This is a genomic window from Clostridioides sp. ZZV14-6150 (genome assembly GCF_020657875.1).
In the GTDB taxonomy this organism is placed as follows: Bacteria; Bacillota; Clostridia; order Peptostreptococcales; family Peptostreptococcaceae; genus Clostridioides.
Map to the genome: position 1 here is coordinate 193,364 of NZ_JAGWDA010000002.1, position 17,471 is coordinate 210,834.

The following is a 17,471-nucleotide window of genomic DNA, read 5'->3' on the forward strand; positions in this document are numbered from 1 at the left end:
TATTGATGAATGTCAGTCTCAATATGGAGCGAAGTACGATGAAGAGTTTCCTGAAATTATGATATATTCCTTACCTACTCCATTTTATATTAACCGCCCAATAAATCATGAACTTATGAAAAAAACTATCATTAAGGGTCTAAAAAAACTTGAATCCGTTGGGGCAAACTTTATTGCGATGCCATGCAACTCAGCTCATATATATTTTAAAGAATTGAAAGAATCAATAAGTATTCCATTATTAAATATTGTAGAAGAAACTGTTAAAGATTTACCTTCTACTCCACAAAAAGTAACTCTACTTTCAACAAGTTCAACATTTGAATCTAAAATTTATCAAAAAGGGATAACAGATGCTGGTCATAAATTTATATTTAAAGATGAATGGCAAAAAAAGATAAATGCTCTTATCCAAAATATAAAAGCAGATAAGAATAATCCACAAAATATCAATATTTTGAATGAACTTCTAGAAAGTGTAAAATTTGAATCTATTGAAAATATAGTAATTGCTTGCACTGATTTAAATGTTGTCTTAGAAAAGATACAACCATCAATTAATATTATTGATTCGTCAAAATGTTTAGCAGAGTCAGTTATTAGGAAATATTTAGAATTAGAAAAATAGAATTCACTCTATTTTTAATTCATAAATATTTTAGATAAAGTATTCATAAAAAAGTAAAGTGGTAAGATTATCTTACCACTTTACTTTTTTATGAATACTGAATTTTTTATTTTTGATGATGATTCTAAAGTAAAATTCACCTTAAATGAGATTGTAAAAATAAAAAAATGAATGTCAGTTAAAGTAAAAATATATTTTTCAATTGAATGTCAAAAAACTATTTTATAATAACTTAGTTTAAACATTGCTAAAATTAAATACTTTAGTATTTGTTAATACTTGTTAATATATATTTATTGATTTATTATATAATAATATAGATATTACTATATATTGAATTAGATAAATATAATTATATATATATTGTTATTGTCGGAATTTAATTCTATATTTTTTAATAATATTATTTTAGGAGGAAAAAATGATAAACAATATTAAAAATAAATTTAAAGATTACAAACCATATATAAACGGTTATGAAAATATGAAAAGAGCATCTGTATTAATTCCAATAGTAGAAATAAATAACATACATCATATATTATTTGAAGTTCGCTCAAAAAATTTAAAGCATCAACCCAATGAAATTTCTTTTCCAGGTGGAAAAATAGAGTCTAACGAAACTCCTTATGAAGCCGTTATTAGAGAGACATGTGAGGAACTTGGAACTTTTAATGACAATATAGAAGTTATAGCAAGTCTTGACTTACTTATAACGCCTGTAAAATTTATAATACATCCCTATTTAGGATATATAAAGAACATCAATAATTTAAATATAAATAAGGGTGAAGTTGACCATACTTTTTTGGTACCTATAAAATATCTTTTAGAAAATCCTCCAAATACCTATAATAATACAGTCAAAGTTTTTCCTGATGAAAATCTTCCATATGGTTCAATTCCAAATCAAAAAGATTATAAATTTGAAAGTGGAAGTTATCCTGTTCTATTTTATAAATATAAAGATTATGTAATTTGGGGAATAACAGCAAAGATATTAGAAAATTTTTTAAATTTCTTATCAGAATAATACTTGTATTCAAATACTCAAATTTTTATATACGAAGTTTTTAAAATTTTCTAAATTTAAAATTCTAAAAAAGATATGAAATTATATTTTATACTTGATTATTGTTCAATTATTATTACACAATTTTTGATACAATTTCAAGCTAAGCACTATTTATTAATATCACACTATAAATAAATTATAGTATGATAATATATCTAATAAGATTAAGATATGAAATAAATGATTTTAATGTATGTTTATGGTAAAATATTAATAAACAAGTAAACTGATAAATCAGAGTATATGGAGGTGCTTATAATGTTTGCAGTAGGATTCACAGTTATAATTGCAATTGCCTCTTTCATTTTAAGTATATTGTTATTTAATGGAAAAGCAAGTATGTTATTAGCAGGTTATAATACTATGAGTGATAAAGAAAAAGCTCGATATGATGTAAAAAAACTATGTAGAAGTTCTAGTATTGTTACTTTTATTGTATCTATAATGTTATTTATCATGTCATTTTTGGGATATAGAGTAGAGAGTGGACAAATGGATGAAAAAAAAATGCTTCCATTTGCTGTAATATTTATAATAGTTATACTTGCTAGTGTGCTTTTCAACATCTATTACTCTAATAAGAAATGTAAAAAATAAAAATTAGTAAGTAGCAGTTAATTGTGAAAGATTGACTGCTTTTTTATGTCTATTAGATATTTTAGCATTTAAAAAGCTCTATAAAAAATAACATATATAAACTTATAATGGTATAGTTGCCTTTCCTGCATGCCCATAGTCTATTATATAATATTTTAGTATATATAAAGAAATACTAAATATAGTTAGGTAAGCTTTGATAAAATAGAATAAAAAATAGATGTACAATTAATTTACATCCTATATCAAATTTATTTTTATTTATAATAGAAACTGAAATTAGCATAATATATATGATATGTTCTTAAAATTAAAAAATTTAATATATTTTGTTTTATAGTACATCTATTTCAATTGGTTTACATAATTTTATTATTTTATACAGTATTAATCATTTACTAGTACACCATTCAATGAAAATGTTCTAGGTTCAGTGATTTTAACCATAACTAATTTTCCAATTAAATCATCACTTCCACCTTCAAAATTTACAAGTTTATTTTGTCTAGTTCTACCAGCAAATTTATTTTCATTATTTTTGCTTCTTCCTTCGACCAAAACTTCAACTACTCTATTTTTATATTCATCATTTATCTCTGCTGAGATTCTATTTACTGCTTCTAATACTCTATTAAATCTTTCATGTTTTATTTCTTCTGGTATCTGATTTTCCATTTTAGCAGCAGGAGTTCCCTGTCTCTTAGAATAAATAAATGTAAATGCTGAATCATATCTAACTTTTTCAACCACATCTAGAGTATCTTCTAAATCTTCTTCTGTTTCTCCTGGAAAACCTATCATTAAGTCTGTTGAAAAAGCAATATCTGGCACTTCTTTTTTAGCCTTTTCTATTATTTCTAGATAATATTCCTTTGTATAATGTCTATTCATTTTTTTTAGAAGACTACTACTTCCGCATTGTATTGGTAAATGTAAAAATTCACACACCTTGTCACAATCTCTAATTGCATATATCACCTCATCAGATATGTCTTTAGGATGAGATGTCATAAATCTAACTCTTTCAATTCCTTCTATATCATTAACTTTTCTTAAAAGTTCTGAGAATGCAACTGGATTTTCAAGTGTTTTTCCATACGAGTCTACATTTTGTCCAAGCAAAGTTATTTCTTTTGTTCCATTTGAAACAAGCTCTTTTATCTCGTTAATTATATCTTCAGGTGTTCTACTTCTTTCTCTTCCTCTTGTATATGGAACTATACAATAGGTACAGAAATTATTGCATCCATACATTATATTTACAAATGCTTTTAATTCAAATTTTCTATTACTTCTAAGACCTTCTATTACTTCTCCATCTACATCCCATACATCTACTAACATCTTGTCAGAATTTATTGATTCTGTAAGTAATTGTGGAAATTTATATAGATTATGTGTTCCAAATACAAGGTCTACATGTTTGTATTTTTTTCTTAGTTCTTCTACAACATGTGGTTGTTGCATCATACATCCACACACAGCTATTTTCATGTTTGGATTTTTTCCTTTTAGATGCTTTAACTGACCTAAATTTCCATACACTTTTAGCTCTGCATTTTCTCTTACTGCACATGTGTTATATATTATTAGATCACTTTCTTCAACTATCATTGACATTTGGTATCCCATTTCTTCTAACATTGAACAAAGTTTTTCTGAATCATGTTCATTCATTTGACATCCAAAGGTTTGAGTAAACACGAGTTTTCTCTTTCCAGTTCTGTTGAAGTACTCTTCATTTTGTCTGTGTATTTGTTCTATATATTTATCTTGTTCTTGTATTTTCTCTATAGGTATTGTTACTTGTTTTCTTTTGCTCACGTCTATTCCTCCTAGTTAATTTCTTATATTACACATAACCTTAATTATATCAAATAAGAAAAATCTTTTAAAGGTATTATTAAAGTTTTAAGTATAATAAAAGACAGCTCAATGCTGTCCTTGATTATACTTTACTTTTATATAAAAATAGATTTTAAATCAATCCATTTACAATTCTACAAAATATATTTCTATTGATATCTAATAATGTACTCAGTTTATACTATACAAGTATATTAAATTAATCTTATTTAAGAAAATGAAATAATCATAATGTCTTTATAAAATAAACTTTTTATCATATCAAATAGATTTTAAATAAAATATTATAAATCATATATCTAATCAAATTTTAACTTTGGTAACTAACCCTTCTTATTGATAAATTAACAATCTTGAATAAAAATATTCCTGCAACTAAATTTATTAAAACAGTTGGTAATACTATTGTTAAGAATAAAGCTGCAAAAGAAGCTCCTGGAAGACCAACTATAGCTTGAGCAGCTAACAAAAAGATTGCTCCACTCACAAGTGTTCCTATTGGCATTATAATTGAAACTACTATAGTATCCTGTGTTTTTTTAGATAAGTTTTTTATAAAAGGCATTCTATAGCTAACATATATTAATAAAAATACTATATTTGCTGTAAGAGTTTTATCTATTATATTAGGAACTTGACCTCCTGGGAAACTTGATGTAAGTGCTGTAAATATGCCTGTTACTATTCCTGCTATTAAGCAAGTTTTATAGTCATCTTTATTTAAAACTAATATTACAAATAACATTGTTAGTGGTATATCTGGTTTCATTGGTAATCCTATAGCAGGTGTAATTTGATGTATTAATAATCCTATTGCTAAAAGTATTGCATTTAAAGTTAGTTTTTTTGTATTTGTTTTCATTTCTGTATTTCCTCCTAATTTTTTAATTTTTAATTTATTTTTTTGCCAGTCTTCTAAATCATCCTCTTTAGCTTTAGAAATTCATAACATCTATTTCACCACCTTCTACATATCGAATTTTTCGTAAAATAAAAAAACTCCGTCCTAAATTAATAGGACGGAGATTATCCGCGTTGCCACCTAAATTATATAAAAATTTAATATAAAACTCAATTTTTATATATCTCATTATCAGGTACTTACATACCCTATTCGCTATAACGTGCGACTGACGATAAAGTCTACTCTCAAAAATATGATTTTGATTTACTCCTCTAAGGCCCATTCATCAAATTTTTTCTTGCCAAGATTCCACCATCCTTAGCTCTCTATATTGAACCTAAATTTAACTACTCTTCCTTGTCATAGGATTTAATTTATTATATATTGTTTTACCATTGAAATAATGATATTACTTTTCCCAAAAAATGTCAATATATTTTTATAATTTTTTAAATATACCTCTTCTAAAACTATTTTCTAAAAAATAATACTAATAAAAATCAATACTAATTTCTTTCTTAAAATTTTATACCTAATTCAAACTTTTTAAATTTTATTTTCAATAATTTAATTCATTTTCCTATCATTTATCTAGCTCTTTTATGTAATTTTTGAATTATTCTTAATAAAACTCTACTAATTCTATTTTTATATTTTAATAAAATCTTTTCTTCTTTCTTTTAATGAATATTACTATTACTATAGCTATAATGATAAATATCACTATTACTAACAATATCAACTTTGATATTATACTGTGTCTTTTTATATTTCTGTTACTATGTTTATTTCTAATTCCACTTCTATACTTTCTATTACTTGTACTTCGTTTTTTTAGTTTTATTTTACTTTTATTTGACCTACTACTTCTATGTCTTTTTCTAGATTTAATAGTCCTAAACTTAGCATTACTAGATGTATAGTTCGTTTGTGTTGAGTAAACGGATGTACTAAAATCGTTAATAATTTCAGCTTCTACTTGAAGTGGATTTACAATACTGATTAACAGTAAAAAACATATGATTACCCTAATCAATTTTTTCTTTTTTTTCATTTCTTTTCCCCTCATAAAAAATTTATATCTATTTTATTATAATATATACTCACTCAAAAACTACAAATTTTTTCAAATTTCTAATTTATTTTATATTAGATATATTTTTTTATTAAAAATACTTCTAATAATATTAGAAAAATATTAAAATTTGACTATATTTTTTATATGTTTTTTCACCCTTATTCTTCATCCAACTAGAACAGTAGGACTTGCACAAATAGAAGTAAGTAATAAATTCCTTTTTTACACTTCTCAATCAACAGAGGAATGTTCAACAATACTATACTGTCATTAACATTAGATTCAAAACTAAAATTTTACAATTCAGATATCTCTTCGACAATCTCTTTGACAGACTTATTAGAAACATTAATTTTAGTTGTTGCTAATCTTTCATACAATGGTAAATAGTTGACACTTCTTTCTATTACATCAGTAAAACGCAAACCTTCATCTACATCTCTCTTCAACCTTTTTCTCAGTACAGTTTCATCACAAATTAAAGAAATCTTTATTATTCTATAATCCGATATATCTAGACAAGATATAATAGTATCAATAATACTTTGTTCATGCATTACCCAACAGAAAATAATATTCTCAAAAGCACTACATTTTATAAAGTTATTCAACAATGAACAAATATTTGAAAGAACCATTTTTTTCGTTTCACCAGTAATTTGAAATGGATGCATATCCCAACACCAATCACCATCAAGAAAAACACTATTTTTCAAGATTAATTTTAGAGACTGGCATACTGTTGTTTTGCCTACTCCCATTGTACCACCAATAATATAAATATTTTTCATTCATTTCACCTTTCAAAGTTCAATTTATTTGTTAGTCATATTTTATCACATCAACATATAAAAATCATACTTTAACATCTATCATATTATTCACACCATATACAATTGCTTTGTTGTCTTTAGTTATCTTATATTCATTCCTAAATGGCTTAAGTAGAAAATTAAACTTATAAATCATTTTTTATCACTTAAATTCTTGAAATAATTAAATTAAACTTTATACATTTATTAATTTGTAGCATAATCCATATTCATGCTTTTTTTTATCAAAATTCCATGATACAATAATACTGCTAGATAATAGTAGTTTAATATAGAACTAATATATATATAGTTATATAATAATAAATATCAAAAAGGAGAGTGAATTGTAATGTTATCAAAACCAGCAACAATGCTTTTAGGCCTAATAAATGAAAAACCTCTTAATGCCTATGAAATTATAAAAGTGTTAGAATACATGAATGTAAAGTACTGGTTTAATATCGCAGACTCAACCGTATATACTACAATTAAGACTTTAGAAAAAAGAGAATTGATTTTAGGTACTGTTAAAAAGGATGGTAATATGCCAGACAAAACAGTTTACACAATCACAGAAAAAGGAAGTATAGAATTTCATGATACTTTGAGAAATTCTATTTTGAAATTCGATTATGACACTAATATTTTTTCTATTACAGCATTCTTTATTGAATGCCTAGGAAAAGAAGAAAGAAAAAATCTTTTAGAAAAACGATTAGAAATTTTAAATCAATATCTAACAGGAATTAAGCAAAAAGATGATGATGATTGGAAAAAGGAAGTTAGTGAATTTCATGTTGCTAATGTAAAACGTATGATTGATATAGTATTAGCAGAGATTTCTGGGACAAAAAGATTATTAGCTGTTTATAAAGGTTAAACAAAAACTGTAAATAATGTCTTTCCACATATAATTCATAGTCTACTGTTTTGTATTTATTTCATTTACTCTTCTTTCATAGATATAGAAAGGGCACCTCATATGAAGTGCCAATCTATATTATATTCATTTTTATTTATTGCCTTTAGTTATTGTATAAGAGCTATTTCTCAATATATTTTCATATAGCCTTATGACAACTTGCATTTATAGTATTCTTTTTTTATAAAGCTTATTATATATGATTATGCCAAAGTCGAATATTCTTCTACATACTGACTATATACATATCCGGAATATCTTTTCCCATTTTTGTGGATATTAATTCTTGACCATTTTCCAACACTATAACAGACTTCAACTTTAAAACCATCAGGAATTGTAGTTATTATTTTTGAATCTGTTGTTCTGTCATTTCTTAATTCTAGATTTAAACCATTAGTTTTTATATTTCCTATGTAATTTCTTTTTCTGCTTTCTAGAATATTATTACTTTTAGTGTTGCTCAATTTCTCTAAATATTTATAGAGTAACCAACCTTTGTCATAATTACTTTCAACTTCTGCCCATTTTCCATCTACACAATTTAACTTAACCATTTTTCCTTCTGGTATGCTTTTTAATTTCATACTGTTTATATCTGGTTTCTCTCTTAAATTCAATTTAATCTTAGTCTTAAAATTGAGGTTAGATTCATCAAAGTTTTTTAACATTAATTCAGATATCATTTCAAGCCCTCCTCTTGCCAAATTTTAAGTTATTAAAAATACCTAACTCTTAAAAAATAAATTTAACAAAAATAATTATTATCTTTTTGGCAACTGGCTGACATGACCTTTATTATATAAAGATTTTAATCCCTATCGCTTTGCGTCATTAGATTTATCTAATATTGCCTATATCTGAATAATAACACAAATTAAATATTTAAAAAATAATATTCCCTCAAATTTTATATTAATTAAATATAAATTCAATTTTTAATTAATAATAAATAAAAAATATCTTTATATTACTAAATAAATTATTATTCTCTATAAGTCATCTATAAAATAGTGATTTACCTAACATATAATTTTTTTAAAGCTTACTTGACAAAAGAAGTATAACACTGTATCATTATTATAAACCGACGGTCAGTCTGTTTTCCAAATATAATTATAACATGTCTATATATTTGTATGATTATGAAAGTATATAAAGACTACTTAATAGAAATTTTGATGAAAATAGTGGTAACTATTGTTATCTCTTATCAATATGCAGCATTAATAAAAAATAACTTATTATACACTTACTTGAGCTTTTTTATATTCAACTCAGTTTACTTACTTCAGTTATTTACATTGCTATACTTATGCTATTTTTAATTTTTAGAAATTTTTAAGAAACGAGGATGAAATATGTTAAAAAGAATATTACAAAAAGATTTAACAAGAAATAAAGTAGTAACAGCCGCATTATTCATATTTATTTTACTGGCAGCTATGTTAATATCTAGTGCTACAAATATTATTATGGAACTTACTAGTTCTATGGCTTCCCTGTTTAGACAATCTCGTGCACCTCACTATGTTCAAATGTATTCTGGAGAATTAAACCAAAAATCAATCAATGAATTTACAGCTTCAACTCCGTCTGTAAAAGAACAACAAACTGTTGAACTCTTAAATATCAATGGAAGGAATATTTTTCTAGGAAATGATAAAAAAAGCCAGTCTGACAGTGTTTTAGAAAATAGTTTTGTGAGGCAAAATAGTAAGTTCGATTTTTTATTAGACATGGATAATGAGATATTTCAAGTAGAAAATGGAGAAATAGGGGTTCCTGTCTATTACATGAAACAAAATAATTTAAATGTTGGAGATAAGATACAAATAGTCAATGGTGATTTCTTCATGAAATTTACAATAAAAGACTTTGTACGTGATGTACAAATGAACCCTTCCCTTGTTACTTCAAAGCGTTTCTTAATCAGTAATGATGATTGGAATACTTTACATGCTAACTTGGGTGAAAGTGAGTACCTGATTGAGTTTCTATTAAATGATATAAATAAAATTAGTGAATTTGAAACGTTATATCAATCAACTAATCTTCCACAAACAGGAACATCAATAACTTATTCTCTTTATCAAGTGCTAAATGCATTATCTGATGGAATTGTAGTTGCAATTATTATCTTAATTAGTGTTCTACTTATTATAATTGCTACTTTATGCTTACGATTCACACTAATTGCAACTATTGAGGAAGATTATCGTGAAATTGGTGTTATGAAAGCAATTGGTATCCAAAGTGGTAATATCCGAAAGTTGTATCTGGCAAAATATATATTGATTGCATCTTCAGCAAGTTTTTTTGGTTATATAACCTCATTATTTATTGGAACTTTTTTTACAGAAAATATCAATCTTTATATGGGCAAAGTAGAAAAAAGTGCTTTTGCTATTTTTATTCCATTAATTGGTGCAGTTATTGTATTTATAGCAGTTATATTCTTTTGTAATCTAATACTCAAAAGATTTAATAAAATATCAGCAGTAGAAGCATTAAAAACAGGTACTTCAATGACCACTAAACGAAACAGATATAATATAAAACTATACAAAAGTAAAATAACAAATGTTAATTTCTTTTTAGGATTAAATGAAGTAACTGGAAGATTTACCATTTATAGCTTACTCTGCTTTGTTTATGCTGTCTGCATCTTCCTTATGATTGTACCACTTAATTTTCTAAATACTATTCAGTCTCCAGAATTTATTACTTATATGGGAGCTGGTCAAAGTGATATTCGCATTGATTTACAACATACAAATGAAACTCAAAACCATCTTAATTCTATATTGAAGGTTATTGAAAGTGACAATGATGTTGAAAAGTATGCTTCCTTTATAACGAGTTCTTATAAGGTAATGAACCAGGATGGGACGATAGAAAATATGAAAATAGAAAATGGAGATTTTTCAACTTTTCCACTTGAATATGTAAAGGGTTCTGCACCAACAAATGAAAATGAGATTGCTCTATCTGTTATAAATGCTGATGAATTAGGGAAAAGTGTTGGAGATAATTTATCTATTTTTTCAGAAAAAGATAATGAGCTAATCCTTACTGTTAGTGGAATTTATCAAGATGTTACATATGGTGGTAAGACTGCTAAAGCGATGCTACCTTACAAAGAAGATACAATTTTATGGCATGTCATAAATTTAAATATGAAACCTGGAGTTAATTTAACAGATAAATTAAATCAGTATAGAATGAATTGTTATCCCGCAAAAGTTACAAATATGGACGATTATGTAAGTCAGACATTAGGCTCTGTTATTAGCCAATTAAGACTTGTTATAAAGCTAGCTGTTATTCTATCTATTTCGATTTCTGGATTTATTACAGCAATGTTTTTTAAAATGTTGATTGCTAAAGATACATCACAAATTGCAATTATGCTTAGTTTAGGCTTCTCTACTAAAAATATACGAACTCAATATATTGCAAGAGCATTATTAGTCCTTACAACTGGAATTATTTTAGGAACTATTGCATCAAATACAATTGGTCAAAAAATAGCAGGGCTACTTCTTTCTGGTATATCCAATTTACAATTTATAACAAATCCAATAATTGTATATATAATTTGTCCAATAACTTTAATTATAACTGTATCTATTGCTATCACAACAATCAGTATGACAATCAAAAAAATAAAAATTATGTCTATCATAGAATAAGAGGTATATTATGAATAATATTATAGAAGCTAAAAAAATTAGTAAAGAATATGTCATCAGCAAAGAGAATATACATCAAGTTTTAAAAGGAATTGATTTAACCATTCAACATGGAGAGTTTGTATCTGTTATGGGAGCTTCTGGCTCAGGAAAAACAACTCTACTTTATAACTTAAGTGGTATGGATAAACTCACATCTGGAAACATTACATTCTGCGGAGAAATGATTTCTAATATGTCTGAGGAAGAATTATCGAAGATACGATTAAAAAAAATGGGATTTATCTTTCAACAAAGCAATTTACTAAAAAATTTAAATATCTTTGACAATATAGTCCTTTCTGCCTACTTGAGAAAGGAAGAAAGCCGCCAAATAATTAATGAGCGAGCAAAAATACTTATGGAGAAGACAAATATCTCAGAAATCAAAGATAAAGATATTACTCAGGTTTCTGGTGGTCAACTTCAAAGAGCAGCTATATGCCGTGCTTTAATTAATACTCCAGAAATCTTATTTGGAGATGAACCAACAGGTGCACTTAATTCTAAAGTAACAAATGAAGTGATGGATATTCTTTTAGATATCAACCACTCTGGTACGACCATTATGCTTGTGACTCATGATGCCAAAGTTGCAGCAAAAACAGAACGAGTAGTATTTATGTCCGATGGTGTAATCATAGGAGAAATTATATTAGGAAAATTTAATGAATATAATAACAATTTAAAAGAAAGAGAAAACAAACTTACAAACTGGTTATTAGAATTAGGTTTTTAGAAATATTAGTACGAATAAAACAGATATTACTAGTAGTATAAATCAAAATAAATTATGAGTAAAGAAATAAGTAAATCTATTATTAGGGAATCTATAAAGTAATATAAGTACAACTTTTTAAAGCCTTAATTATTTATAAGAAATTTTTTATATATCTAAATTAAGATATGCAATATTTTATTAAACTATCTACTTCACATATATATTAAAGCTGATGACTTATCTAATGTTTGATGATAAAATAAAATTAATAAATATTTAATTATAGAGGATTATATTATGAACATTATTAAAAAAGTAACCTTAGTATTAATATTATTAATTGTAATATCAATAACAGGATGTTCTCCAAGAGAAAGTGCTAGTGAAGTAGCAAAAAAGTATACTGATAGAGTAAATTCTGGAGATTATGAAACAGCATATGATTTACTAAGCAAAGACACCAAGAAAAAAGTTAGTCTTGAAAGGTTTAAAGAGTATCAAAGTGTATTACTTGAGACAAAAAAAGTAATTGGTTATAAATTAATAAAAGAAGAAAATATAGAAAAGTATAAATATGATAAAAAAGAATATAAGAATCTTGTTAAACTAGAAGAAACTTATGATATAAAAAATATTTACTTAAAAAAATGTGAGTCTTTAAAAATTAATAGATACCTTATAGTTGAAAATAATCAATATAAGTTATTATGGCATGAAAATTTCAAACGAAATCTTAGTTCTAGATACCTTGATGTTGTACATCTAAAATTTAGAAAACATGAGATAGTTTCAAATAAAACACTTAAAAAAGCACTTAAAGATACTACTCTACTACTGAAAAAAGCAATTGATATTGATCCTACCAATTCGGATGCTTATTATGCACAAACATGTCACTATATGAATTTAGACGAATATGATAATGGTCTAATTTCAATTAATAACTGCTTAAAATATTTAGATAAAAAAAATTCTAATTATAAAAAAGATTTAAGTGATGCATATAATTTAAAGGCAGTTATGTGTATTGGTAATAAAAAATATGATGAGGCAAAAAAATTTTTAAATAAGTCATTATATGCTAATAAGGATAACACTGATGCAAAGTTTAACTTAAATGTAATAAAAAATCAATTAGAGTAAATATTTAATTTATTATCTTATTCTATTACTTAGTAACTGAGTTTATATAAATATAAAATAAATTTATTTATATTTATATAATATTATATATTAAATTAAAATACTTATAAACTTAAATTATAAAAAAGAACTTATTGCTATATAAAAGTTAATATATAAGCAATAAGTTCTCTATATTTGTACGCAAAACAGTAATTAATTAAATTTAAAATACATAACAAAGAAATACTAAAAATATATAATTATGCTAGATAATAAAATCTAAAGCAATATGTATTTATAAATATTTATAATTTTAAAATTTGTATATATTAGTGGTTAAATATTACATAATAAATCCAAATAAGTATATAGATATAACACCCGTAACAATAGAAATCCCAATAGATTTAAATTTATATGCAACAAGAAGTACAATTAGAAAAGATATAATTTTAGGATTTACTACAGATAAATATAAATTATCTCCATTAAAAAATACATCTTTCGCTGTTAAAGAAGTAAGTATTGCTACAGGTATAAATTTCATTATTTTTTTCAAAGACTCAGGCATATCCTTTTTCGAAAAGATTAACATTGGAAGAACTCTTGGAAGATATGTAACAATGTACATTCCTATTATAATAAAAAATATGTAATTACTATTATTCATAAGATTCCTCCTTTTTATAATGCACCTCTTCTGCAAAGAACCCAATTAAAGATGCTAAAATTGATGCGACTATAATTACTAAATTACTCTTAAACAATACATATAAAATAATTGAAATAATAATTGATGATATAAATACTAAAACATAAATTTTGTTTTTTATTTGAGAAACTATTAATGCTATAAACATAGAAGTCAGTATAAATCCAGAAATAGAACTATCTACAGATATTGTTTCTCCTAAAAATGCCCCAATAAAGTTAGCTAAGACTGATGAAACTAGGCAAAAAAAATTGAGATAGATTGCATTTCTGTCAGTCCAATTTCCAGTAGTAAATTTTTCATAATTAACTGCAAAAGTTTCGTCAGTTATGGTATGGCAAAATGGCAATATAAACTTTGGACTTTTATTTTTTATATACATATTTAAATTGGAACTCATTAAGAAATGTCTCAAATTAACAATAAATGTGGTTAATACAATGGATGTTATACTTGCACCAGCTGAAATCATTGAAGCTGCAATAAATTGAGAGCTTCCTCCAAATACCAAAGTTACCATCAATGCTATTTGAAAAGGTGAAAGACCAGATTTCTGCAGTAGTATTCCTCCTACTATACCTATTGGTATATAGCCCAAAAATATGGGTATAGAGGCAATAAAACTTTCTCTTAGTTGTTGAGTTCTTTCCATGATAAATCACTCCTTTTAACTTTTAATATATTGAGTATTATTAAAATATAAAATAGATTAATCATATAATTGCAATTATACTTAAAAATAAATTTGAATTAACTATATAAGCTTTACTATAATAAATAAAAATAAATTAGTTTTGAAATACTATTAATCTATAATTACTTTTTGTTATAAGGCAATGATATATGTCAATTCTTATAAATCTATTATCTATTATCTATTATGTTTTTATTGTAACAGCAAAAAAAATTACACACAATTAAAATATTGTGTGCAATACAATTATCTTTTTTCTTTCAGTAATCGTTTTAATACACTTAAACCAGATTTAAGTTCTTCTATATTTTCTGTAGCACATACAGCTATTCTTATTGCAGAAATAGGTTTTTCTTTTCCAACCGCAAAGCGCTCAGATGCATAAACTTGTACACCTTCTTTGAGTGCCTGTAACTCAAGTTTTTCTGCCATTATATCATCAGGTAGTATTAACCATCTAAATATACATTCATCATTTCCTAAAATATTATACTCAGATAAATATTGATTGACAATCTCATTTCTTCTCCTAGCAGACTTACGGCGTGCCTCAATTAATTTATCTGCTTCTCCTGATGCAATCATACGGTAAGCTATTTCTGTTAAAAAATATGATTGAGACAGATTAATATTATATAAAGCACTTGATAACGCTTCTCTATACTTTTTAGGTGTAGCAATGTATGCAAGACGTAAGCTAGGTGCAAGAATTTTTGATAAGCTTGTAATATAAATTGTCTGATTAGGTATATAATTAGCAACTGGGTTCAAATGTATTTCATTAAGTAAACCATGAATAGCATCCTCAATCACAATTAGATTATATTTAGATGCAATATGTGCAATCATTTTTCGTCCAGCCTCTGACATTATATGTGTAGTTGGGTTTTGATAATCTGGTATTATATATATTCCCTTGATGTTTTCATTCTTGCAAGCATATAATAAACCTTCTTCACTAATCTCTCCATTTTCTTGTTTAATTGGTATCAGTTGTATTCCAAGCATTTTGGCTGCCGTCTTTATTCCAGGGTAAGTTAATGGGTCTACACCTATTCTATCTCCATGTTGAAACAGACCTGCCAAAATAGCTACAATTGCATTTTGTCCTCCACTTGCAGGAAGTAAGCTATCAGAAGAGGTTTTAAATCCAGTTTTGGAAATCAATTTAGCTATAGCTTCTTTTTGCCAATCAGCACCATCTCTCTGTCCATATTGAAATATAGTTTTAAAATCCAATTCTTTAGTTATTTGTTTAAATAAAGTACTCATTTCTTCTAATGCACAATCTGGATTCATTGTACCCATTTCAATGAATGTAATTTTATTACTTGACATCAAAAATAAATTTGACCGTATATCATAAGCTACAAAAGTTCCACTTCCTGTCACACCGCTTATTAATCCTTTCTTTTCACAAATTTTAAAGGCTCTAGAAATAGTACTTACATTTACATCTAGGAAGTCTGCTAATTCACGTTGTGGTGGTAATTTAGTACCAGGCAACAAAGTTCCATTATTAATATCTTCTTCTAATTGTTCTGCAATAGCTTTATATAGTATTTTCCCTCTTGATGGTCGTTTTGGCTTCCAATTCATAGGATAATTTTCAAAAGAATTAATTGGCATAAAGTTTCACCTCACATTACTAATTTGACTGTTTTGTTTATCTAAGGCAATAAATTCATTAAGAAAGTGATTATACAAATCTCCAACCTAAACAAATTAATCAATAGCTGTATTTCATAATTACCTTTAAATTTATTTTAATATATACACCATATATTTAAAGAACTTTCTTGTCAATATAAAAGTAGTACAAACCATAATTAAATGAATACTAGAATATTTAATTATTTTTGTACAATAAAAAAGAAGGCATAAAGAGCTACCCTCAAGCTCAATATACCTTATAAATATCTACACTTCGTTTTTGACTAATTTCTCTATGTCCTTGATAATATGTTCTTTAGATTTTTTTCCAGCTATTGCATCAAAAATTGCAACAGCTTTTTTCTCTCCAAACTTCTCTGCTACATCATTAAACTCTAGAAATCTAACACTTTCCTTTTGTTTACCAAACATACAACACCTCTCATACATTTTTATATATTTATTATAACTTCTATATGTTTATTTTTCACCAATAAACGTTAGACAAATTAGTGCCTTTATTTTTTTAACTTTATTTTCCCTTCAAAATCCTTAACAAAACTAGTTTATTCTACCCTATGAATAAAAATATACAATTTAATTTGTAGGAAACTCAGTAATAAAATAAAAAAATCAATACTTCTCTTTCCAAAAGTTTTACAGTAAAAATAATAAAAATTATTTATTGTGTAGCAGCTTTGATATATACATAAGATTCACTAACTATTTTGTTTCTCAAAGTAAGTAAAAAATAAAATAGTTAATAACAGAAAAATTTCAAACTGATATGATATTAATAGATACAATCTCTGTATGTCTTTGACATATGCTATCTCGAAAGTTTTTGATGTTACCATAGAGACTTATTTAATTTTACAGATGGCTAAGTATAATAGGAGATATTTAAACTGATTAAATTAAGACAATCAATAATTTTAATGTTTAAT

The 17,471-nt window shown here is 25.5% G+C and carries 16 protein-coding genes, 1 riboswitch and 1 other annotated feature; of the genes, 7 read left to right on the forward strand and 9 right to left on the reverse strand.

Going from position 1 to position 17,471, the window contains the following annotated elements; translation table 11 throughout:
- Position 1: 1 nt before the first annotated feature.
- From KGF41_RS03365 to KGF41_RS03375, 3 genes are all read left to right on the forward strand, one after another.
- Positions 2–628 (forward strand): amino acid racemase, encoded by a 627-nt coding sequence (locus tag KGF41_RS03365; protein WP_227856418.1) that lies wholly within the window; start codon positions 2–4, stop codon positions 626–628.
- Positions 629–1,049: 421 nt separating this feature from the next.
- Positions 1,050–1,661 (forward strand): NUDIX hydrolase, encoded by a 612-nt coding sequence (locus tag KGF41_RS03370; RefSeq protein ID WP_227841444.1) that lies wholly within the window; start codon positions 1,050–1,052, stop codon positions 1,659–1,661.
- A gap of 300 nt (positions 1,662–1,961) precedes the next feature.
- Positions 1,962–2,300: a DUF3784 domain-containing protein gene (locus tag KGF41_RS03375; protein WP_227827994.1), complete on the forward strand. Its 339-nt coding sequence runs from the start codon at positions 1,962–1,964 to the stop codon at positions 2,298–2,300.
- A 387-nt stretch (positions 2,301–2,687) separates the two neighbouring features.
- On the opposite strand, the gene miaB is transcribed toward KGF41_RS03375, so the two are convergent.
- The 4 genes from miaB to KGF41_RS03395 all read right to left on the reverse strand — a co-directional run bounded on the left by miaB (position 2,688) and on the right by KGF41_RS03395 (position 6,939).
- Positions 2,688–4,124 carry a tRNA (N6-isopentenyl adenosine(37)-C2)-methylthiotransferase MiaB gene (gene miaB, locus KGF41_RS03380; RefSeq protein WP_227841442.1) on the reverse strand — a complete coding sequence of 479 codons (1,437 nt, stop codon included), beginning with the start codon at positions 4,122–4,124 and terminating at the stop codon, positions 2,688–2,690.
- A gap of 352 nt (positions 4,125–4,476) precedes the next feature.
- The gene (locus KGF41_RS03385; RefSeq protein WP_227850334.1) at positions 4,477–5,028 is read right to left on the reverse strand and encodes a tryptophan transporter; all 552 of its coding nucleotides are present in this window, start codon (positions 5,026–5,028) and stop codon (positions 4,477–4,479) included.
- Positions 5,029–5,178: 150 nt separating this feature from the next.
- Positions 5,179–5,443 (reverse strand) — a binding site (T-box leader).
- A 282-nt stretch (positions 5,444–5,725) separates the two neighbouring features.
- A complete protein-coding gene (locus tag KGF41_RS03390; RefSeq protein ID WP_227850333.1) occupies positions 5,726–6,124 on the reverse strand; it encodes a hypothetical protein in 399 nt (132 codons plus the stop codon).
- A gap of 320 nt (positions 6,125–6,444) precedes the next feature.
- Positions 6,445–6,939, reverse strand: coding sequence for an AAA family ATPase (locus KGF41_RS03395; protein ID WP_227827990.1), 495 nt, complete (start codon positions 6,937–6,939; stop codon positions 6,445–6,447).
- A gap of 373 nt (positions 6,940–7,312) precedes the next feature.
- Between KGF41_RS03395 and KGF41_RS03400 the strand changes: the two genes are divergently transcribed.
- Positions 7,313–7,843 (forward strand): PadR family transcriptional regulator, encoded by a 531-nt coding sequence (locus tag KGF41_RS03400; RefSeq protein ID WP_227827989.1) that lies wholly within the window; start codon positions 7,313–7,315, stop codon positions 7,841–7,843.
- Positions 7,844–8,088: 245 nt separating this feature from the next.
- Here KGF41_RS03400 and KGF41_RS03405 read toward each other — a convergent pair whose 3' ends face one another.
- Complete coding sequence (locus tag KGF41_RS03405) at positions 8,089–8,571, reverse strand: SH3 domain-containing protein (RefSeq protein ID WP_227827988.1); 483 nt, start codon at positions 8,569–8,571, stop codon at positions 8,089–8,091.
- An 85-nt stretch (positions 8,572–8,656) separates the two neighbouring features.
- Positions 8,657–8,750: riboswitch (cyclic di-GMP riboswitch) on the reverse strand.
- Between the two features lie 496 nt (positions 8,751–9,246).
- Here KGF41_RS03405 and KGF41_RS03410 point away from each other — a divergent pair.
- From KGF41_RS03410 to KGF41_RS03420, 3 genes are all read left to right on the forward strand, one after another.
- Positions 9,247–11,580 (forward strand): FtsX-like permease family protein, encoded by a 2,334-nt coding sequence (locus tag KGF41_RS03410; RefSeq protein WP_227854659.1) that lies wholly within the window; start codon positions 9,247–9,249, stop codon positions 11,578–11,580.
- A 10-nt stretch (positions 11,581–11,590) separates the two neighbouring features.
- Positions 11,591–12,358, forward strand: coding sequence for an ABC transporter ATP-binding protein (locus KGF41_RS03415; RefSeq protein ID WP_227827986.1), 768 nt, complete (start codon positions 11,591–11,593; stop codon positions 12,356–12,358).
- Between the two features lie 279 nt (positions 12,359–12,637).
- On the forward strand, positions 12,638–13,483 hold the full coding sequence (locus tag KGF41_RS03420; RefSeq protein ID WP_227841626.1) for a hypothetical protein: 846 nt from the start codon (positions 12,638–12,640) through the stop codon (positions 13,481–13,483).
- 325 nt (positions 13,484–13,808) lie between these two features.
- Here the strand turns inward: KGF41_RS03420 and KGF41_RS03425 are convergent, their stop codons facing one another.
- From KGF41_RS03425 to KGF41_RS03440, 4 genes are all read right to left on the reverse strand, one after another.
- Positions 13,809–14,135, reverse strand: a complete 327-nt coding sequence (locus KGF41_RS03425; protein ID WP_227435111.1) for an AzlD domain-containing protein — start codon at positions 14,133–14,135, stop codon at positions 13,809–13,811.
- The gene (locus tag KGF41_RS03430) at positions 14,128–14,829 is read right to left on the reverse strand and encodes an AzlC family ABC transporter permease (RefSeq protein WP_227827983.1); all 702 of its coding nucleotides are present in this window, start codon (positions 14,827–14,829) and stop codon (positions 14,128–14,130) included. Before KGF41_RS03430 ends, KGF41_RS03425 begins: the two co-directional genes overlap by 8 nt.
- Positions 14,830–15,117: 288 nt before the next feature.
- Positions 15,118–16,500 carry a PLP-dependent aminotransferase family protein gene (locus KGF41_RS03435; protein WP_227841625.1) on the reverse strand — a complete coding sequence of 461 codons (1,383 nt, stop codon included), beginning with the start codon at positions 16,498–16,500 and terminating at the stop codon, positions 15,118–15,120.
- Positions 16,501–16,791: 291 nt separating this feature from the next.
- Positions 16,792–16,956, reverse strand: a complete 165-nt coding sequence (locus KGF41_RS03440) for a hypothetical protein (protein ID WP_227435106.1) — start codon at positions 16,954–16,956, stop codon at positions 16,792–16,794.
- Positions 16,957–17,471: the final 515 nt, after the last annotated feature.